The organism is Limnohabitans sp. MMS-10A-178, assembly GCF_003063375.1.
In the GTDB taxonomy this organism is placed as follows: Bacteria; Pseudomonadota; Gammaproteobacteria; order Burkholderiales; family Burkholderiaceae_C; genus Limnohabitans_A.
In genome coordinates this window covers 887,075-906,592 of the sequence record NZ_NERY01000001.1, presented here as the reverse complement: position 1 = coordinate 906,592, position 19,518 = coordinate 887,075, and the positions used below count along the sequence as shown (strand labels likewise).

At 51.2% G+C, this 19,518-nt stretch carries 17 protein-coding genes and 1 riboswitch; of the genes, 7 read left to right on the top strand and 10 right to left on the bottom strand.

The genetic code is table 11. The annotated features are described in order from the left end of the window. Window positions 1-16: 16 nt before the first annotated feature. From phnA to B9Z32_RS04510, 4 genes are read left to right on the top strand one after another with little or no spacing between them, the layout of a single operon-like run. Window positions 17-1,273: a phosphonoacetate hydrolase gene (gene phnA / locus B9Z32_RS04525; RefSeq protein WP_108420130.1), complete on the top strand. Its 1,257-nt coding sequence runs from the start codon at window positions 17-19 to the stop codon at window positions 1,271-1,273. Continuing rightward, the gene (locus B9Z32_RS04520) at window positions 1,270-2,367 is read left to right on the top strand and encodes a zinc-binding dehydrogenase (RefSeq protein ID WP_108420129.1); all 1,098 of its coding nucleotides are present in this window, start codon (window positions 1,270-1,272) and stop codon (window positions 2,365-2,367) included. Before phnA ends, B9Z32_RS04520 begins: the two co-directional genes overlap by 4 nt. 9 nt (window positions 2,368-2,376) lie before the next feature. Next, on the top strand, window positions 2,377-3,483 hold the full coding sequence (locus tag B9Z32_RS04515) for a 2-aminoethylphosphonate--pyruvate transaminase (protein ID WP_108420128.1): 1,107 nt from the start codon (window positions 2,377-2,379) through the stop codon (window positions 3,481-3,483). A gap of 16 nt (window positions 3,484-3,499) precedes the next feature. Beyond that, window positions 3,500-4,063, top strand: coding sequence for an HD domain-containing protein (locus B9Z32_RS04510; protein ID WP_108420127.1), 564 nt, complete (start codon window positions 3,500-3,502; stop codon window positions 4,061-4,063). Window positions 4,064-4,536: 473 nt separating this feature from the next. Here B9Z32_RS04510 and B9Z32_RS04505 read toward each other — a convergent pair whose 3' ends face one another. Next, the gene (locus tag B9Z32_RS04505) at window positions 4,537-5,433 is read right to left on the bottom strand and encodes a LysR family transcriptional regulator (RefSeq protein WP_108420126.1); all 897 of its coding nucleotides are present in this window, start codon (window positions 5,431-5,433) and stop codon (window positions 4,537-4,539) included. Window positions 5,434-5,564: 131 nt separating this feature from the next. On the opposite strand from B9Z32_RS04505, the gene B9Z32_RS04500 reads away from it, so the two are divergent. From B9Z32_RS04500 to B9Z32_RS04490, 3 genes are all read left to right on the top strand, one after another. Continuing rightward, entirely contained in the window at window positions 5,565-6,554 is a 990-nt protein-coding gene (locus B9Z32_RS04500; RefSeq protein ID WP_108420125.1) for a tripartite tricarboxylate transporter substrate binding protein, read from the top strand. A 4-nt stretch (window positions 6,555-6,558) separates the two neighbouring features. Beyond that, the gene (locus B9Z32_RS04495; protein ID WP_108420124.1) at window positions 6,559-7,737 is read left to right on the top strand and encodes a M20 aminoacylase family protein; all 1,179 of its coding nucleotides are present in this window, start codon (window positions 6,559-6,561) and stop codon (window positions 7,735-7,737) included. A gap of 13 nt (window positions 7,738-7,750) precedes the next feature. Further along, window positions 7,751-7,840: riboswitch (glycine riboswitch) on the top strand. A gap of 181 nt (window positions 7,841-8,021) precedes the next feature. Continuing rightward, complete coding sequence (locus tag B9Z32_RS04490; protein ID WP_108420123.1) at window positions 8,022-9,314, top strand: D-amino acid dehydrogenase; 1,293 nt, start codon at window positions 8,022-8,024, stop codon at window positions 9,312-9,314. Window positions 9,315-9,345: 31 nt separating this feature from the next. Here B9Z32_RS04490 and B9Z32_RS04485 read toward each other — a convergent pair whose 3' ends face one another. The 9 genes from B9Z32_RS04485 to aliB form a co-directional block, all read right to left on the bottom strand. Continuing rightward, entirely contained in the window at window positions 9,346-9,984 is a 639-nt protein-coding gene (locus B9Z32_RS04485) for a trimeric intracellular cation channel family protein (protein WP_108420122.1), read from the bottom strand. 770 nt (window positions 9,985-10,754) lie between these two features. Beyond that, on the bottom strand, window positions 10,755-11,687 hold the full coding sequence (locus B9Z32_RS04480) for an electron transfer flavoprotein subunit alpha/FixB family protein (protein WP_108420121.1): 933 nt from the start codon (window positions 11,685-11,687) through the stop codon (window positions 10,755-10,757). 2 nt (window positions 11,688-11,689) lie between these two features. Then, a complete protein-coding gene (locus tag B9Z32_RS04475) occupies window positions 11,690-12,445 on the bottom strand; it encodes an electron transfer flavoprotein subunit beta/FixA family protein (RefSeq protein ID WP_108420120.1) in 756 nt (251 codons plus the stop codon). A gap of 12 nt (window positions 12,446-12,457) precedes the next feature. Then, entirely contained in the window at window positions 12,458-13,645 is a 1,188-nt protein-coding gene (locus B9Z32_RS04470) for an acyl-CoA dehydrogenase (protein WP_108420119.1), read from the bottom strand. Window positions 13,646-13,672: 27 nt separating this feature from the next. Beyond that, window positions 13,673-14,833, bottom strand: coding sequence for an acyl-CoA dehydrogenase family protein (locus B9Z32_RS04465; RefSeq protein ID WP_108420118.1), 1,161 nt, complete (start codon window positions 14,831-14,833; stop codon window positions 13,673-13,675). Between the two features lie 2 nt (window positions 14,834-14,835). Further along, the gene (locus tag B9Z32_RS04460; RefSeq protein WP_108420993.1) at window positions 14,836-15,612 is read right to left on the bottom strand and encodes an enoyl-CoA hydratase; all 777 of its coding nucleotides are present in this window, start codon (window positions 15,610-15,612) and stop codon (window positions 14,836-14,838) included. Window positions 15,613-15,625: 13 nt separating this feature from the next. Then, entirely contained in the window at window positions 15,626-16,609 is a 984-nt protein-coding gene (locus B9Z32_RS04455) for a tripartite tricarboxylate transporter substrate binding protein (protein WP_108420117.1), read from the bottom strand. A gap of 45 nt (window positions 16,610-16,654) precedes the next feature. Then, window positions 16,655-18,304 carry a cyclohexanecarboxylate-CoA ligase gene (aliA, locus tag B9Z32_RS04450; RefSeq protein WP_108420116.1) on the bottom strand — a complete coding sequence of 550 codons (1,650 nt, stop codon included), beginning with the start codon at window positions 18,302-18,304 and terminating at the stop codon, window positions 16,655-16,657. A gap of 37 nt (window positions 18,305-18,341) precedes the next feature. Further along, on the bottom strand, window positions 18,342-19,499 hold the full coding sequence (aliB, locus tag B9Z32_RS04445) for a cyclohexanecarboxyl-CoA dehydrogenase (protein ID WP_108420115.1): 1,158 nt from the start codon (window positions 19,497-19,499) through the stop codon (window positions 18,342-18,344). Window positions 19,500-19,518: the final 19 nt, after the last annotated feature.

Here is a 19,518-nt window from a genome sequence, read left to right as displayed (position 1 = left end):
TTTTTAAAATTTACAAATGAACAAACTTGAACTCAATGGCGTCAGTTACAACTGGCCGCATCAACCTGTCGTTGTAGTCTGCATCGACGGCGGTGACCCTGCATACATTGAACAAGGCCTTAAAGACGGCATCCTTCCCAACATTGAGAAATTCATGCGTGAGGGCTATTCGGGCATCGCCAATGGCACCGTCCCTAGCTTTACCTGCCCCAACAACATGTCGCTAATTACCGGTGCACCCCCCTCTGTGCATGGCATTTCTGGCAACTACTATCTGAATGAAAACGGTGAAGCCGTTGTCATGACGGGTCCTGAACTCCTCAGAAGCCCCACCATCTTGGCCACATTTGCCAATGCTGGCGCCAAAGTGGTTTCAATTACCGCCAAAGACAAACTTCGCAAACAACTTGGAAAAGGCCTCGACCTATCACGTGGCAATGTGAGCTTCTCTTCAGAATTTGCAAGTCAATGCACTCTTGAAGAAAATGGCATTGCCAACGTGCTCGAGTTGGTGGGCATGCCTCAACCCGATATGTACTCCATGGACCTGTCTCTGTTTGTGCTTGAAGCTGGTATTAAATTACTTGAGCGTGATCAACCTGAGTTGTTATTTTTATCTTTAACCGACTATATTCAACACAAGTACGCACCTGGTGATGAAGTTTCAAACACGTTTTACAAGCGGCTCGATGATGCATTCGGCCGCCTTTCTGAATTAGGTGCCGTTGTAGCTTTGACGGCAGATCACGGCATGAATGACAAGTCTTTACCAGACGGCACGCCAAAAGTGATTTACCTCCAAGACATGCTTGATCATGCGTTTGGTCAAGGCACCACCCAAGTTATTTGCCCCATTACGGATGCCTTTGTGCGTCACCATGGTGCCTTAGGTGGTTTTGTGCGCATCTGGATGCGTGACACTAAGCTCACCGTGCAAGAAGTCATTGCCAAAGTCAAAGAGATTGAAGGTGTTGAACTGGCGCTGACCAAAGATGAAGCTTGTCTTCAATTTGAATTGCCCGCAGACCGTGAAGGTGATGTTGTCGTCATTGGCGATGCGGGCACAGTCATTGGTGCCAGCGTATCTGACCATGACTTGTCGAATCTAAACGATGCCAGATTGCGCAGCCATGGTGCAGTGGCAGAAGCTCGCGTGCCCTTCATTTTGAATCGGCCATTAAATCAGAAATACGCTGAAAGAGCGGCACACGGCCCTCTCAAGAGCCACTTCATATTCGACTTTGCTATCAATGGCGTAGCGGCCCGCGTATGACCATTCCAGCCTCTGGGCGAATTGCTGTTTACACTGCGCCTAATACACCTTTCCAAGTGCAGGCGTATCCCATTCGTGCACCTCACGCAAACGAGGCCTTGGTCAAAGTCAGCATGTCGACCATCTGCAGGTCAGACATTCACTCCTATCATGGCCACCGTCCCAGCCCATGCCCCGGTCTTCTTGGTCATGAAATTGTGGGCCGAATCGTGGCACTTGGCGAAGGCTTAACGCACGATATGCGCGGCGACCCCTTGTCTGTCAATGATCGAATTACATGGAGTGAGTTCTTCATACCAGGCGAAAACTACTTTTCAGAAGTTCTGGATTTGCCCCAAAAGTCTCACGGCGTTGAAAAGTATGGCCACATGGCGGTCACTACCGCTCCCCATCATCATGGTGGGTTTGCTGAATATTGTTATGTGCTACCTAAATCTTGGATCTTGCGTTTGCCAGACGACATCACAGACGCAGAAGCAACCCCTGTCAATTGCGGTGTCGCCACCATGGTCGCGGTCACAGAAGCCGCCAATATTCGACTCGGCAGCACGGTAGTCATTCAGGGCTTGGGCTTATTGGGACTGTATGGCGCTGCTTTGGCCAAGTCTCGCGGCGCCCGCACCGTGATTGGGCTTGATGTCAATCCGAAACGTTGCGAGCAATCAAAACGATTCGGAGTTGACATTGCCTTAGACGCCAGCAGTGACCCCCAAAAATTACTGAAGGATATTGAGGCACACTGTAAACCTGAGGGGCCTGATGCTGTCATCGAGGTATGCGGCGTTGCAGACGCCCTCCCTTTGGGCATTGAAATGGTACGAATCGGTGGCACTTACGTCATTGCCGGTTTGGTCAGTCCAGGCGCTAACGTCACCCTAGATGCCAACCGATTGGTCAAAAAAATGATCACTCTCCGCGGCGTTCACAACTATCACCCGCGGCACTTGATTGAAGCATTGGATTTTGTGGTGAAAAATAAAGTGCACTATCCTTTTGCTGACTTGGTGGATGCGCAATATTCACTCGATGAAGTCACACAAGCCATGTCAGATGCAGCATCACAACGCGTGCTGCGTGCAGCCATTGTTCCCTGAGGAAACTGTATGTCACAAGCCATTCTTTTAACGCCCGGACCTTTAACAACCTCCGCTCGAACCAAAGAAGCCATGTTGTCCGATTGGGGTTCTTGGGACGTCTCTTTCAATCAATTAACTGCATCGGTTTGTAACGACATCGTTCAAATTGTCAAGGGCCAAGCAACCCATGTGTGCGTCCCCATGCAAGGCAGCGGCACTTTCGCCGTAGAAGCTGCTCTGGGAAGCTTGGTTCCCCAAACTGGCAAAGTTTTAGTGCCTAGCAATGGCGCGTACTGTCAGCGAATTGCGCGAATATTGGGCTATCAGAAAAAAGATGTGGTGGTTTTAGAGCACGCAGAAGATGAACCCGCAAGCCCAGATCGCATTCTGGCCGCCCTCATTGCAGACCCAGGCATTACGCACGTTGCCATGGTGCACTGTGAAACCAGTGCTGGCATTTTGAACCCACTACATGACATTGCTCTTGTGGTGGCTGCACAAAAAAGACACCTGATCGTAGATGCCATGAGCTCCTTTGCAGCCATTCCGATTGACCTCACCACAACACCCATTGACGCACTCATTGCAGCCTCTGGAAAGTGCCTTGAGGGTGTACCTGGTATGGGTTTTGTGATTGTGCGTCAAGACGTACTAGAAAGTGCCAAAAGCAATTCACACTCTCTTGCATTGGATTTGCATGACCAATGGATCTACATGCAAAAAACAGGTCAATGGCGGTATACACCGCCAACGCATGTGGTTGCTGCTTTGCGATCAGCACTCGATCAGTTCCATGAAGAAGGCGGCGTCAGTGCGCGCAATGCTAGGTATCAAAAAAATTGTGCGGCCTTGGTAGCGGGCATGAGAACCCTTGGCTTGCGTACCTATTTAGCGGATGACGTTCAAGCTCCCATCATCGTGACTTTCCATTCGCCTGATCATCCCAATTTTCAATTCTCTAAGTTATACGAAGGGGTAAAAGCACAGGGCTTTATTCTTTATCCGGGCAAACTCACGCAAATTGAAACTTTTCGGGTAGGTTGCATTGGGGCCATTGATGCCAAAGACATTTTCAAAGCGACAGAAGCCACTGCTCGAACGCTGCATGACCTTGGAGTCATCTCGTCAATTTAAGTTAAATCAGAACTCAATGATTTCAAACAAACAAGAATTAGCACTGGCCGATTTAACATCGATTTATGCGGGTCGCGCCAATGGGCTCTATGGTTTAACGCTTGTCAACCAGCTGGCCCATGCAGTTCAGTCTGCTTACCATGCTCGCGCCGCAGGATTGTTAGATTCAGTGGTAGTGGCCGCATTGCTTCACGACATAGGCCACATGGTGCATTCATTAGGCGAGCATCCTGCTGGGCTGGGCATTGACGATCACCACGAGAAAATTGGGGCGAATTGGCTTGAACGCTATTTTGGATCTAATGTGACAGAGCCCATCAGACTTCATGTGGCTGCCAAGCGCTACCTTTGTACAGTTGAAACAGACTACTTTTCGAAGTTATCGAAAGACTCCGTTGAAAGCTTGGCCCTCCAAGGTGGCCCAATGTCAGATGCTGAAGTTGTCGCCTTTCAGTTGTCACCCTACTGGAAGGACGCCGTAGCATTGCGCCGAATTGATGAGCTTGCAAAGGACCCTCAAGGACCGATCCCTCAGTTTGAAGAATTTACTGGCCAACTACTGAGTAGCATGAAGCTCTGATGACAAGAAAATGATCAATGCAATATTGAGCCATTTTTGATTGGCCATCGTGCAGGCCGCAGTGTTGCAAGCAATCAAAGGCTCTAGTAAAACCCTAATTTTTCCATTTGGCAAATTTGACTCAATAGTCCATGCAGCTAAATTTGAAGGAGTTAGAGTACAAACGTTACCAGAGTGGGTAAAAAATTCAAATCGTTCAGACTGTCAATTTTTATAAATGTTAGTAATGTTTTGTCGGAATTTGTCATTTCATAAAATGAAAATACCCCTGCCATCGCTGACAAGAGTTTTTTTTACTTTTTGGTGGGCCCACCAGGACTTGAACCTGGGACCAAAGGATTATGAGCAGCCTCAAGAAATAAAAATCTATATAAATCAATAGGTTACAAGCGGTCTACGGAGGTGTGGAAGCAAATGTGGAAGCAACGTTGACGCAATTTAGGTCAATGGAGGGATGCCATGCCAAACACTTCCTATTCATTCAAATGTGCACGCAGGAACTGGCGGAAATAGACCATCGCCGGCGCTTCGGTGCGTCCAGCAAGCGTCACATAAGCAAATCGCGCCGTGGCCTGTAAACGGGGTTTGAGGGGCAGCTCCACCAGGCTTCCGTCCTTGAGACGGTCACGTGCCGCTGCAATCACCCCCAGATAGATCGCGTCTGTCTGCTCAACAGTGGCAAGCAGGCCGTTGATATCGTCGGATCGCAGGGCTACCATTTCAGATGGGTTAGCCTGCAGGCCATATTGGTCCACAAGTAACCGTGCCACCTCATCCGAAAGCGGAATGCAGGCCACTGGAAAGCGCACCACTTCTGACAGGCTGACTGACTTCTTGCCGGCCAGAGGATGCTTGTCACGAACCACAAAGCCTGCCTTGAGTTCGACCAGGGATTCGATGTTGAGGTCAGCGCTCGGTATCACGCGGTGCATGTCCACCACCATGGCATCGATCTGGCGGCTGCGCAGCTGCTGAATCTGCAGCTCCACTGGCCCTTGCGTGACGGCTACCCGCATGCCTGGCTGAGAGGCGGCTGTGCACATCAGGGGCACCATCAACAAGGCAGCGGGGCCAGAGCCCAGGCCCACGCTGATAGCGCCGCTGCCGCCTTCCTTGAGTAGCTTGGCACTGTGGCGCAGCTCGGATGCATCCCTAACAATATGCCGTGCCCGGGACACCACGTCCAAACCTAAAGGCGTGAGTTCATTGCGCTTGCCAATACGGTCCAGCACCTTGCCGCCCAAATCGTCCTCGAGGCTTTGAATGCTGCGGCTGAGAGCCGATTGGGTGATGAACATTTTCTCGGCAGCACGGCTGAACGAGCCGGTATCGGCCAGGGCCAGCAGGTGTTCCAAGTGCTTGATATTCATCGCAGATTGCTTTCTATTTTCATGAGAAAAATGAATGATAACAAGAAAAATAAGTCATTGGACACATTGAATTGAGCCCACTAACATTGATCTCAGCCCCCTGTCATAACTACTTATATTTGGAGACCACCATGCACCTCATCCCCCGTGCTTTTATTCGTCATTGCAGTGCACTGTTTGCAGGCATTGCGCTGGCCGCAGCCGTTGCCGCGCAGACTTTCCCTTCCAAGCCCATCAGCATGATCGTGGCATTTCCACCGGGTGGTGGCTCTGATGTGCTGGGCCGCGCCGTTGGCAAAGGCATGGCAGATGTATTCGGCCAGCCCATCATCGTTGAAAACGTCGTTGGCGTGGGTGGCTCACTGGGTGTGCTCAAGGCAAGCAATGCCCAGCCCGATGGCTATACCCTGTTGGCGGGTTCCCCATTGGAGCTGATCTACACCCCATTGGGCGTAGCAGCCGCTAAAAACAAGCCAGAGGACATGCGCCTGGCCGCTCTGGTGGGGCACACACCCATAGCGATCGTTGTGCGCAAGGACTTGCCTGTGAACACGTTGGACGAGTTTGTCGCTTTCGCCAAGAAGGCAGATAAGCCTCTCAGCTATGGCTCCACGGGCATGGGTTCCCTCTACCACCTGATGGCTGAAAAAGCCCTGCAAACAGCGGGTGCACGTGGCTTGCACGCGCCCTACAACGGCATGGCGCCCTACCTCAAAGACTTGATGGGCGGTGTGCTTGACTTTGCGGTCGTCCCACTGGTTGGTCCGGTGATTGGTGCCATCGAGAATGGTCAGATCAAAGCACTGGCCGTGGCCTCCAGCCAACCTCTGGCTCGCCTGCCTAAGTTGCCCCTGGCAAGCGCCACCAAAGGCTTTGAAGACTATCAGTTCAGCATCTGGATTGGGGTCGTAGCGAGTGCCAAGACGCCAGAGTCACAAATGGCCGCTGTGCACAAAGCCACCTATACAGCCTTGGGCAACCCAGAGATTCGCAAAATTATTGAGACTGCAGGCAGCACCGTGGCCGAACCCATGACCCTGGCACAGCTTGACGCCTTTTACAAAAAAGAAACGGTCACAGCTACTGCCATTGCCAAGTCGATCAAGCTGCAACCGCAGTAAGCCCATGTCAGCCACCTTGTCTGCCCTGCAAGCTCGCGCGAGTGCCTTCACCGCGCTGCGTCGTGACATTCACCAGCACCCCGAAATAGGATTCCAGGAGTTTCGCACCAGCGACTTGGTGGCAGAGCGCTTGAAGCAATGGGGCTATGAAGTCACACGCGGCTTGGGTGGCACAGGTGTTGTGGGTCAGCTAAAACGCGGCAGTGGCGCACGCAAGTTGGGCCTACGGGCTGACATGGACGCGCTGCCCATTCAGGAAACGACGGGCCTGCCCCATGCCAGTTGCCATGAGGGTTTGATGCATGCCTGCGGCCACGACGGACACACCGCGATGCTGCTGGCTGCGGCCGAACATCTGGCAAAGTCCACCACGTTTGATGGCACGCTGAATTTGATCTTTCAGCCCGCTGAAGAAAGCCTGGGGGGCGCGCGCAAGATGATGGAGGACGGCCTGTTTGACCGCTTTCCTTGCGACGCCATCTTTGCCATGCACAACCTGCCGGGCTTTCGACCTGGCCAGTTGTTACTGCGCGAAGGCGCAACCATGGCATCCAGCGAAAATATTGTGGTTCACATTGAAGGCAAAGGCGGCCATGGCGCCATGCCGCATCTGAGTGCAGATCCGGTGGTTGCGGGTTCGGCCATTGTCATGGGTCTCCAAACCATTGTTTCGCGCAACGTCCCCCCCCTTCACATGGCCGTGATCACAGTCGGCTCTTTTCAGTCGGGCGTCAGTAACAACGTCATCCCCCAAAACGCCACGCTCAAGCTCAGCGTGCGGGCGCTGGATCGGGGTGTGCGCGAGTTGTTGCGCAACCGCATTGTGGAGCTCGTTGAGTTGCAGGCGAAAAGTTATGGTGTGACCGCGCAAGTTGAGTTTTTGCCCGGTTACCCAGTGCTGGTCAACACCACTACTGAAACGACAATAGCCCGCGAAGTGGCGGTGGCCTTGGTAGGCGCAGACAACGTGGTGCTCCAAACCGAGCCGCTCACCGCCAGTGAAGACTTCGCCTACATGCTCGACCAAGTGCCTGGCAGCTATCTATTCATTGGAAATGGCGATGCCGATAACGGAGGTCACGGCGCCTGTATGGTGCACAACCCCAATTACGATTTTGAAGATCGCAACATTCCTGTGGGCGCTGCGTTCTGGGTAGCATTGACGGAGCGCTTTCTGGCATAGTTCGTGTTTTTTAAAATTCAGATCGGGAGAGATCGCGTTAAACCGCGACGCCGAAGGAGCAACCACCCCGGAAACTCTCAGGCAAAAGGACCGATTTGAATTGTTGATATCTCTGAAGAGTTGCTGGGCTTAGTCACCTGGCACACCGCAGGAGCAAGTGGTTGCATTGAACACAATGGGCCGCGAATCTCTCAGGTTCCAAACAGAGGGGGTGCATGCCACGCATGGTGCGTGAGTTTGCTTTTTGTCATCTTGACACCCTGACTTGTTTGGAGATCTGAATCATGAAATCAACCGCAACTTCCATCGCAGTGATTGGCGGCGGAATCACCGGCGTCACCACAGCCTACGCCCTGGCCAAGCGCGGCTTTGCCGTCACCCTGTTTGAGCGCCATCGCTACGCGGCGATGGAAACCTCATTTGCCAACGGCGGTCAACTGTCTGCTTTTAATGCAGAAGTATGGACACATCACACTACCATTTTGAAGGGTCTGAAATGGATGCTCAAAAGTGATGCGCCGCTTTTAGTGAATCCCAAACCCAGCTGGCACAAATTGTCTTGGTTTATGGAGTTCATGGCTTCGATGAAAGACTATGAACGCAACACAATTCAAACTGCGCGTTTGGCCATTGCTGCGCGTCAGCATTTATTTGCATGGGCTGAGGCAGAGGCCATCGACTTTGACTTGAAGAAACAAGGCATCTTGCACATTTACCGTGACAAAGCAGGTTTTGATCACGCTGGCCGGGTTTCTGCTTTATTAGCCAAAGGTGGGCTGCCTAGACAAGCTGTGACACCTCAGGAAATGAAAGCCATCGAACCCACACTGGCAGGTAAATACTATGGCGGCTACTTTACCGAAAGCGACTCGACAGGTGATATTCACAAATTCTGTTCTGGTCTGGCATTGGCTGCACAAAGACTGGGGGTTCGCACCTTGTATGGCCAAGATGTCACTTCGGTTGCCACAGACAATCAGACAGCCACCATCCAAGTTTCACACAGCGATGCACTACCTACTGTGCACACTTTCGATGGGGTTGTCGTATGTGCCGGTGTGGCCAGCAAACAATTTGCAACCCAACTCGGCGACAGAGTCAATGTATATCCAGTCAAAGGGTATTCAATCACTGTGAATTTGAACGACTCAGAAAGTCAGGCGGGTGCGCCTCAAGTCAGCCTGTTGGATGATGAAACCAAATTGGTTACCAGTCGTTTAGGTACAGATCGCTTTCGCGTTGCAGGCACTGCCGAATTCAACGGCTACAACAAAGACATTCGAGCGGATCGCATTAAACCCTTGGTCGATTGGGTGCAACAGTGTTTCCCAAAAATCAACACGCGCTCCGTGGTGTCATGGGCAGGTTTACGCCCCATGATGCCCAACATGATGCCTAAGGTTGGCAGGGGTAAGGCTTCTAATGTGTTTTACAACACAGGTCATGGTCACTTGGGTTGGACTTTATCGGCTGTTACTGCTGATATGGTGGCAGAGACCGTTAAGCAAGAATTGATAACCATCATTCAATCGCCCACTCCTTCGTCCATCCTAGAGCAAGTTCAATATGCCAAATAGCTACTTTTAAAATCTCGCGAATTTTTTGGTTTTAGGCGCGCCAAGCCGGCAGTTGCCAGTTGCGCCAAAGTGTCAGTGCTCGAAGGCCTACAGTAACAATAAGGCATCCAAGTAAGGCTACCCAGCCTGGGGTGTCTAAGGTCCAAAGGAGCACATAAGTCCAGCCACCAGCAAAAGAGCACACCGCGTAGGGGCGGTGGTCTTTGAAGGCCGTGGGGATTTCATTGCAAACCATGTCACGTAGCACACCACCAAAAACACCCGTGATCAGGCCCATTAAGACGGCGACTACTGGCGGCATGAGTGACTGCAAGGCGAGGTGAACTCCCGTGGCAGTAAATAGACCCAAGCCCAGCGCGTCGGGCCAAAGTATTGTTCTTTCAGTGACTTCAAAATGCCGCTGTCGCATGAAGACCATAGCAAACACGCACAAGGCCAATACGCCCCAAAGCATTTCGGTGTGTTGCACCCAAAAAAATGGGCGTTTATCAAGTAAGAAGTCGCGCAAGGTGCCTCCTCCAAACGCGGCTAGAAAAGCCACAACACAAATGCCCACCGCATCGAGCTTTTTACCCGCAGCTTTCATCAACCCAGAGAGAGCAAAGGCAGCTGTAGCTGACAGTTCGACCAGCAGACGTAGGGTGTCACCCCATGATTGAATTGAATACATTTCTGAATTATTTTACCTAGTCAAACCTTACTTACCCAAAGAAAATTCAATTACGCAATTAATTCCACGGTTTTAAAACATAGGGCGTTTAGCTATCAAGTTCAAGCCCGAAGCCAGCGTCTAACTTTTTGCGTTCAATTTTGCTGCATGCATTGATCAACTTGGGCCACTTTCTTAAACAAACACAAAATCCGTTTAAGAAATATTTCCCTCATACAGAACAACGACTTATAGGAGTCGAACTAAGAGTGTGGAAGCGGTGTGGAAGAAACAGGGAAATTTGCTTGGTTTTTAAGCAAATTTAGGCGGTTTTTAGCTAGCGAAAATAGTTCAGGTTTGCTCTGCGCTAACTAAACAGAAAATTCGCAGTTTCACTCGAGAAAACTGCTTTTAAATGCGTGCATTTGCAGCTAAAAGGCAAGAAAAAAGCGACTCGAATAAGTCGCTTTTTAAGTGGTGGGCCCACCTGGACTCGAACCAGGGACCAAAGGATTATGAGCAGCCTCAATTAAATTTATCTCAATGATATCAATAGGTTACAAGCGTTTTTCAGAGGTGTGGAAGCAAATGTGGAAGCAATTTTTTGTACTTTACAAACGATATTGACAGGCTTGCTAGGAAAATTAATAGGCTGTTGCGCAAACGCTTGATGCGTCAGTAAATCTAGTAATAAAAGCGGGGAAAATGCGAGTAAAAAATGACATCTTAAAGTTCCTTAGATGTTGATTTTCTGAAAATGTCAGAAAAATAAACCTATCGCCCTCGTTAAATCAAAGGGCTGATTGCAACTCTGGAACCGCACTAAATAAATCAGCTTCCAAACCGTAATCGGCCACACTGAAGATTGGTGCTTCAGGGTCTTTGTTGATGGCTACAATGACCTTGCTGTCCTTCATGCCGGCCAAGTGCTGAATGGCACCCGAGATACCGCAGGCCACATACAACTGAGGCGCCACAATTTTGCCGGTTTGACCCACTTGCCAATCGTTAGGCGCATAACCTGCATCGACTGCGGCGCGGCTGGCGCCCATGGCAGCACCCAGCTTGTCGGCCAAAGGCGTAATGACTTCGGCAAACTTTTCGGCACTGCCCAAAGCCCGGCCACCCGACACAATGATCTTGGCGGCTGTGAGTTCAGGGCGATCGTTCTTGGCAATTTCGCGGCCCTTGAACGCGCTCTTGCCGCTGTCGGTTGTTGCTGCTGCAGATTCAACGCTGGCAGAACCGCCCGTGGCGGCTGCTGCATCAAAACCTGTGGTGCGAACAGTCAACACTTTGACGCTGTCTTTGCTTTGCACAGTGGCAATCGCATTGCCCGCATAAATGGGACGCTCGAATGTATCGGCAGACACGACCAGGGTCACGTCACTTAACTGAGCCACATCCAACTTAGCAGCTACGCGAGGTGCCACGTTTTTGCCACCTGCTGTAGCGGGGAACAAGATGTGTGTGTAATTGCTGGCAATGGCCAACACCTGGGCTGCCACGTTTTCGGCCAAGCCATGGGCCAAGCCTTCTGCGTCGGCATGAATCACTTTGGAGACGCCTGCAATTTGTGCGGCAGCTTGTGCGGCAGCGCCAGCGTTGTGGCCTGCCACCAAAACGTGCACATCACCACCGCAAGCCACAGCGGCTGTGACGGTGTTCAAAGTTGCACCCTTGATGGTTGCGTTGTCGTGTTCTGCAATAACCAAAGAAGCCATGATTAAATTACCTTCGCTGTGTTCTTCAACTTATCCACCAATGTCGCAACATCGGGCACCTTGATACCGGCAGAGCGCTTAGGTGGTTCAGATACTTTGAGAGTTGTGATGCGCGGTGACACATCGACACCCAAGTCTTCTGGCTTGAAGTTATCAAGTTGTTTCTTCTTCGCCTTCATGATGTTTGGCAAAGTGACGTAGCGTGGTTCGTTCAAACGCAAGTCTGTGGTGATCACCGCAGGCATGGACAAAGACAAGACTTCCAGGCCACCATCAATTTCGCGTGTCACTTGCGCTTTACCGTCAACCACTTCCACTTTGGAGGCAAAAGTGGCTTGCGGCAAGTCAGCCAAGGCAGCCAACATTTGACCGGTTTGGTTGCAATCGTCATCAATGGCTTGTTTGCCCAAGATGATCAAACCGGGTTGCTCTTTGTCGACCAAGGCTTTGAGCAACTTGGCAACCGCCAAAGGTTGCAAATCCAAGTCGGCAGGTGTTTCGACCAAGATACCGCGGTCGGCGCCAATGGCCATGGCAGTGCGCAATGTCTCTTGGCATTGTGTGACGCCGCAAGACACTGCGATCACCTCAGTGGCAATGCCCTTCTCTTTCAAGCGCACCGCTTCTTCGACAGCAATCTCGTCAAAGGGGTTCATGCTCATTTTGACGTTGGCGATGTCTACGCCTGTGCCGTCAGATTTGACGCGCACTTTCACGTTGTAGTCGACAACCCGTTTCACGGGAACAAGAATTTTCATAGTGATTCAAACTTAATTTGTAAATGCAGCAATGCCTGTGATGGCGCGACCTAAGATCAATGCGTGAACATCGTGCGTGCCTTCATAGGTGTTCACTACTTCCAAGTTGACCAAATGCCTTGCCACGCCAAATTCGGCGCTGATGCCATTGCCGCCCAACATGTCGCGCGCCATGCGCGCCACATCCAGTGCTTTGCCGCAGCTGTTGCGCTTCAAAATTGAAGTGACTTCGACAGGTGCATTGCCGGCATCTTTCATGCGGCCCAATGCCAAGCAGCCCTGCAAGCCCAGGCTGATCTCCGTCAACATGTCAGCCAGTTTCTTTTGAATCAATTGATTGGCAGCCAAAGGACGGCCAAATTGGTTGCGGTCCATCACGTATTGACGCGCTCGGGTGTAGCAATCTTCTGCAGCGCCCAATGCACCCCAAGCAATGCCATAGCGTGCACTGTTGAGGCAAGTGAAGGGGCCCTTCAAGCCGCGCACTTCCGGGAAGGCGTTTTCTTCGGGGCAGAACACTTCTTCCATCACAATTTCGCCGGTAATGGAGGCGCGCAGTCCCACCTTGGCATGGACTGCAGGCGCTGACAAACCCTTCCAACCCTTTTCCAAAATGAAGCCTCTAATTTGACCTTCATCGTCTTTGGCCCAAACCACAAACACATCGGCAATGGGACTGTTGGTAATCCACATTTTGTTGCCCGTGATGCTGTAGCCACCCGGCACCTTGCGGGCGCGGGTGATCATGCTGCCGGGGTCTGATCCATGATTGGGCTCAGTTAAGCCAAAGCAGCCAACCCACTGGCCTGTGACCAACTTAGGAAGGTATTTTTGCTTTTGCGCTTCTGTTCCAAACTCTTCAATGGGCACCATGACCAAAGAAGACTGAACGCTCATCATGGAGCGGTAGCCTGAATCAACCCGTTCGACTTCTCGCGCCACCAGGCCATAACAGACGTAGTTCAAACCCGCACCGCCGTATGCTTCAGAAATGGTGGGGCCTAAAAGTCCCAGTTCACCCATTTCTGTGAAGATAGAACGGTCAGTTGTTTCCTCGAGAAAGGCATCCAACACGCGAGGGGCCAGGCGCTCTTGGCAATAGGCATGGGCAGCATCGCGCACTTGACGCTCTTCGTCGGTCAGTTGTCCGTCGAGGTTAAAGGGGTCGGACCATGAAAAAGTAGCTTTTGAGGTAGACATATTGATTCAGGAAAAAGTGAAAAGAAATCAAGCCGTGCGAAGCAGCTCGCGTCCAATGATGATTTGTTGAATTTGAGAGGTGCCTTCATACAGGCGCAGCAAACGAGCATCTCTGTAAAAACGCTCGACGGGATATTCGTTGATGTACCCTGCCCCACCGTGGATCTGAACACCGCGATCTGCAACACGCCCCACCATCTCGGTGGCAAACAATTTGGCGCAAGACACCTGCATTGAAATTTCGGGGTTGGACATGTGGGCAGGCTTTTGGTCAAAGCGGTGTGCCACTTCTTTGACCAAAGACCAAGCTGCCAAAAGCTCTGCTTGGCTGTCGGCCAGCATGGCTTGAATCAACTGAAACTCGCCCAGCGCTTTGCCAAATTGCTTTCTGTCGCGGGCATAGGTTCTGGCTTCGTCCAAGATGCGCGAAGCCAAGCCACACGATACGGCAGATATGTTGAGGCGCCCACGGTCAAGTACTTTCATGGCCGTTTTAAAACCTTGACCTGCGACACCACCAATGATGTTGGCAGCAGGTACTCTGACGTTTTCCAAAATGACATCGCATGTTTGCGTGCCGCGCTGTCCCATCTTTTTGTCCTTCTTGCCCAAACGAATGCCAGGCAAGTTAGAAGGCACAATGAATGCAGACACACCACTTGCGCCAGGTCCCCCCGTGCGCGCCATCAGCGTGAATGCACCAGCGCGAGGCGCATTGGTGATGTAGCGTTTGGTGCCATTGAGCACGTAGTGATCGCCATCTAATTCTGCTTTGGTCTTAAGTGATGCGGCGTCGGAGCCTACATCGGGCTCTGTCAAAGCAAAGGACATGACCAACTCGCCGCTGGCTACTTTGGGCAAGTACTCGGCCTTTTGAGCAGGTGTACCGTCCATCAAAATGCCTTGAGAGCCAATGCCAATATTGGTACCAAACACCGAGCGAAATGCGGGCGCCGTGCGACCCAATTCGTAATTCACCAAAATCTCTTGGCTGACAGACAAACCGATACCCCCAAACTCCTCAGGCACCGTCAAACCAAACAAGCCCATGTCTTTCATGTCTTGAACAATGTCAAGAGGGACTTCGTCGTGCTCTTCAAGGTGATTCTCAGCAGGAATCAAACGCTCCAAAATGAAGCGCTGAACGGTGGCGCGCAAAAGCTCAAAGGATTCGGTGTCGAGTGCCATATTTAACGGTGCTGAAAATCAGGTTTTCTTTTTTCGATGAATGCCCGCATGCCTTCATGTGCATCTGCACTGGCAAAACGTGCGTGAAGTTCACGGCGTTCAAACAGGATGCCCTCACTCAGACTTGACTCATGCGCTCTGTTTAAAGATTCTTTAATGGCCATCAGCGCCGGCAGCGAATAGCCCGCAATCTGCGCTGCCAACTTCAATGTTGTGTCTGTTAACTGCGCGTCTGGAACCACGCGCGAAACCAAACCATAACGGTCTGCTTCCTCTGCGCTCAGCATTCGCGCAGAAAGACACATGTCCATGGCCTTGGCTTTGCCTATGGCACGCGGCAAGCGTTGCGTGCCGCCTGCGCCTGGCAACATGGCCAATTTGATTTCGGGGAGTGCAAATTTGGCTGATTCTGCGGCCACGATGATGTCGCACGCCAAAGCCAATTCGCAGCCGCCCCCCATGGCAAATCCTGAAACGGCTGCAATGACTGGCTTTCGAACTTGCCGGATTGTTTCCCAATTGCGCGTGATAAAGCCGCTTTGATAAACATCCATATACGACCAATCGGCCATGACTGCAATGTCAGCACCAGCGGCAAATGCTTTTTCATTGCCAGTAATGACAATGGCACCAATGTCCTTGTCCTGGTCAAAACTGAGTAACTCGCGGCCCAATGCATCCATCAATGCATCGTTCAATGCATTGAGCTGTGCAGGTCGGTTGAGGGTGATGATGCCCACCCGACCTTCACGTGCGACGATGACAGGTTCTTCCAACATGTCTTGGGTCAATTTAATCAACTGTGATTTTTTGATCACGGATCAAAGCCGACAAAACTTTTCCTTCATTGGTCAAAAGGCTTTTGAATTCAGTAGTGTCTAAATACACGTTTTCACCGCCCAAGTCGGCGTAGCGCGCTTTCAAGGTGGGTGATGCCAGAACCTTGGCAATTTCACGATTCAAGCGTGCAGTGATTTCTGGCGGTGTGCCGTTGGGCGCCCACATGCCAAACCAAATGTCCAAACTTGCACCCTTGAAACCTTGCTCAGCGATTGTGGGAACGTCTGGAAAAAATGGTGAACGCTTGTCACTCAATACGCCCAACAACTTTACTTTTCCAGAGCGAATGTGAGGGAACGCAATACCTGGATCGCACACCATGTCAGCTTGTCCTGCCAAAACATCTTGCAAAGCGGGTGCGGCGCCTTTATAAGGTACATGCAAAATATTGGTATTGGTCGCCTGTTTGAACAATTCACATGCCAAGTGGGGTGGCGTACCCGCGCCAGCAGAGGCGTATGCCAACTTGCCACCTTTGGCTTGAGCCACCAATTCTTTAACGTCCTTGGCTGTAGTCTGAGGTTTGGTCACCAAGTACATTTGCGATTTACCAATCCCTGCAACAGGTGTCAAATCTCTCGAGGGCAGAATATTGGATTTGATAATGTAGGGGTTGACGGTCTCTACTGAGGTTGGTGAAATAAAGAGGGTATAGCCATCCGGTGTGGCACGAATGACTTCTGATGCCGCAATGTTGCTGCTCGCACCAGGCTTGTTGTCAATCACAACTGACTGGCCTAGGCTCTCGGTCAAACCCTGAGCTACCAGTCTTGACATGACATCGGTGGTCCCGCCAGGTGCAAAACCAATCACGATGCGAATAGGCTTGGTAGGCCATGACTGCGCCAAACTTGGGGTGCTTGTAACTGCACCCAAAATTGAAAGGGCAGCAACAGTTAAGCCACTGCGAATTTGAATTTGCTTCAATAGTTTCATGAAAGGTCTCCTGTTAATTTGTAAATACCATGCGCGTTAAATTCTTCAAGCAGCACTGTCGCGCAACTCATCGCGCAGCTTGAATTTTTGAATCTTTCCAGAAGGCGTCGAGGGCATACTTTCACGCACCTCTAGCTTTTCGGGGATGTACTGAATGGCAACTTTTTGCGCTTTCAGGTAGGCCACCATGGTAGGCATGTCAAAGCTTTCACCTGGCTTTGTCACAACCACAGCGCAGGCTCGCTCGCCTAAGCGCTCATCTGGATAAGCCACAATCGCAGCCATGGCCACTGCAGGGTGGCGATACAGCAAGGATTCAATCTCCACAACGGGGATGTTCTCACCACCGCGAATGATGACGTCTTTGCTTCGACCTGTGATGCGGACATAGCCTTTTTCGTCGATGCGCGCCAGATCACCTGTATCAAACCAGCCATCGGCATCGGTTCCATTCAAATGCGGACGCTTGAGATAACCACCGAAGTTAGAACAGGCTCTTAAAAATAATTTACCCGGCGTTCCAACAGGTAACGCAGGTTCAGAAGCATCTGATTCCACCACTTTCAGCTCAACGCCAGGCAATGGGACACCATCGGTTGTAAAAGCACGCTCGTCGGGATCATCAATTTTGATGAGCGTCACTGCGCCGTTTTCGCTCATACCCCATGCAGAAACGATCTTGGTTTTCAAGGCAGCCCTTGCTTGCTCAACCAACGGTCCTGGAATAGGTGCACCCGCACACAAGAATGTTTTGAGTGTGGGCACTGAGGTCTTTTTCTCTATGACGGTACGTGTCAAGTCAGTGAGAAACGGTGTTGAAGCCATCGTGAAACTGGCTTTTTCAAGCTGCACAATTTCGACAGCCTTATTGGGCTCCCAGATATCCTGCAACACTACGCTGGCCTTAAGCATGATGGGCATCATCAGTCCATACATAAAGCCTGTTTGATGCGCCATGGGTGAGGCCATCAAGACGACATCTTGTGCGTCCAACTGCAAGCGCTGCGAGTAGGGAATGATGTTGGCCATCACAGTATTTGCCGAGTGCATGACACCTTTGGGCTCACCAGTAGTGCCTGAGGTGTAAATCAGTTGCGTGATGTCATCGGGTCCGGGGCGATGGGCACTCAAGATGTCTTTTGCATCAGCTTCTTTTTCCCATGCAGGGCCGCTCAACAATGCTTCAAAGCTATTGGCTTCTTTGCCGTCGACCACCACAACATGTTTCAAGTCGGGCAGGTTCGGCTGAATGCCCTTGATCATGGTCTCGAAGTCAAAACCACGAAAAGTTTTAGGCGCAATGATGACCTTCGCTTCACCATGCTTCAACATGAAATTCAATTCACGTTCACGGAAGATGTGCATCAGCGGGTTAATGACCGCACCAATTCGAGAGCAAGCCAAATAGGTGACGGTGAAATGCCACCAGTTGGGCAGTTGACATGCCACGACGTCATTTTTCTGAACACCCAGCCTGCTCAAGCCAACGGCCACGCGATCTGCCATTTGTACCAGTTCACGGTATGTGAATCGGCGCAAATCGCCTGCTTCTAGCCGATAGGCTGTCAAGGCCAATTTATCGGGACAGGCCGCAAAACAAGCATCTAAATCGTCATTGATGGTGCGGTCATGCCAAAAACCTTGCGCAATCATTTGTGCACGGCGTTTGGGAAGTAAAACTGCATCGAACTCCATGGTTGTCTCCTTTGGATTAGATTTTTTCAATGACTTTTTAAGCTGGTACGTTTTTCCGTCCAGCGCGCGTACGTGCAATGATGGTTTTCATAATTTGGGCCGTACCGTCACCAATCTGGAAGCCCAACACATCACGCAATCTTTGCTCCATCAAGCCTCGGTCATAGCCGCCATGACCAAAGCACAGGAGGCACTGATGGATCACGTCATAAGCCAGTTTGGGCCCCCACCACTTGGCCATGCCCGCCTCGGCAGAATGGGGCAGACCTTTGTCTTTAAGCCACAGTCCCTGTAAGCACACCAAGCGTGCACCTTCAACTTCTGTGTCGTATTGCGCCAATGGATGCGTCACGCCTTGAAAAGCCGAAAGTGGCTGACCAAATGCCTGACGTTGCGTGATGTACTCCCATGTTTCATCGAGTGCCACTCTGGCGACGGCTAAACACTGCAAGCCAATCAAGGAGCGCGAGTAATCAAAGCCATGCATCACTTGCACAAAGCCTTTGTTTTCATCACCCAGACGATGACTGACGGGAATGCGGACGTTCTCGAAAAAAATCGAGCCACGACCAATGGCGCGCTGACCATGGCAATCAAAACGATTGGTTGTGATGCCTGGTGTGTTCATGGGCACCAGCAATGCCGTAACGCCGTGTGCACCCGACTCAGGCGTGCCCGTTCGTCCAAAGACCACCGTGATGTCGGCTTGATCAGCAGCTGAGATGGAAGTTTTTTCGCCATTGATGACATAAAAATCACCATCACGCTCAATCTTTAAGCGCAGATTGGCGGCATCTGAGCCACCACGTGGCTCAGTCAATGCAATGGCACAGATCGCCTCGCCTGCTATGATCTTCTTTAGCCATGGAGCCACAATGTCTGCGTTTCCGTATTTGGCAAGAATATGGCTGTTCAAAGACGCCAACAAATTAAGATAAGAAAAACTCAAGTCGGCTCGTGCGATTTCCTCGTGGATCACACCGGCCGCCAAACAACCCATGTCCAAACCACCATAGGCCTCAGGCAACTCGGGACAAATAAAACCAAGCCCGCCCATTTCTTTGAGTAATTTTCGGTCTAAATCACGCGTTTTATCGCGCTCCAAAAAACCTGGTTTGACTCGTTCATCTGCAAAGCGACGGACCGTTTCGGCCAGCGCTTGCAGATCGTCATCAATGTAAGGGTTCGGGTTCATGGCATGCCTCCGTTTTGAC

Excerpts from the sequence above, each read along its gene's own strand:
- B9Z32_RS04520 (WP_108420129.1), top strand. The coding sequence starts at position 1,270 with ATGACCATTCCAGCCTCTGGGCGAATTGCTGTTTACACTGCGCCTAAT.
- B9Z32_RS04475 (WP_108420120.1), bottom strand. The coding sequence starts at position 12,445 with ATGAAAATTCTTGTTCCCGTGAAACGGGTTGTCGACTACAACGTGAAA.
- B9Z32_RS04480 (WP_108420121.1), bottom strand. The coding sequence starts at position 11,687 with ATGGCTTCTTTGGTTATTGCAGAACACGACAACGCAACCATCAAGGGT.
- B9Z32_RS04505 (WP_108420126.1), bottom strand. The coding sequence starts at position 5,433 with ATGAATATCAAGCACTTGGAACACCTGCTGGCCCTGGCCGATACCGGC.
- B9Z32_RS04490 (WP_108420123.1), top strand. The coding sequence starts at position 8,022 with ATGAAATCAACCGCAACTTCCATCGCAGTGATTGGCGGCGGAATCACC.
- aliB (WP_108420115.1), bottom strand. The coding sequence starts at position 19,499 with ATGAACCCGAACCCTTACATTGATGACGATCTGCAAGCGCTGGCCGAA.
- B9Z32_RS04470 (WP_108420119.1), bottom strand. The coding sequence starts at position 13,645 with ATGTCTACCTCAAAAGCTACTTTTTCATGGTCCGACCCCTTTAACCTC.
- B9Z32_RS04485 (WP_108420122.1), bottom strand. The coding sequence starts at position 9,984 with ATGTATTCAATTCAATCATGGGGTGACACCCTACGTCTGCTGGTCGAA.
- phnA (WP_108420130.1), top strand. The coding sequence starts at position 17 with ATGAACAAACTTGAACTCAATGGCGTCAGTTACAACTGGCCGCATCAA.
- B9Z32_RS04515 (WP_108420128.1), top strand. The coding sequence starts at position 2,377 with ATGTCACAAGCCATTCTTTTAACGCCCGGACCTTTAACAACCTCCGCT.
- B9Z32_RS04455 (WP_108420117.1), bottom strand. The coding sequence starts at position 16,609 with ATGAAACTATTGAAGCAAATTCAAATTCGCAGTGGCTTAACTGTTGCT.
- B9Z32_RS04495 (WP_108420124.1), top strand. The coding sequence starts at position 6,559 with ATGTCAGCCACCTTGTCTGCCCTGCAAGCTCGCGCGAGTGCCTTCACC.
- aliA (WP_108420116.1), bottom strand. The coding sequence starts at position 18,304 with ATGGAGTTCGATGCAGTTTTACTTCCCAAACGCCGTGCACAAATGATT.
- B9Z32_RS04500 (WP_108420125.1), top strand. The coding sequence starts at position 5,565 with ATGCACCTCATCCCCCGTGCTTTTATTCGTCATTGCAGTGCACTGTTT.
- B9Z32_RS04510 (WP_108420127.1), top strand. The coding sequence starts at position 3,500 with ATGATTTCAAACAAACAAGAATTAGCACTGGCCGATTTAACATCGATT.
- B9Z32_RS04460 (WP_108420993.1), bottom strand. The coding sequence starts at position 15,612 with ATGTTGGAAGAACCTGTCATCGTCGCACGTGAAGGTCGGGTGGGCATC.
- B9Z32_RS04465 (WP_108420118.1), bottom strand. The coding sequence starts at position 14,833 with ATGGCACTCGACACCGAATCCTTTGAGCTTTTGCGCGCCACCGTTCAG.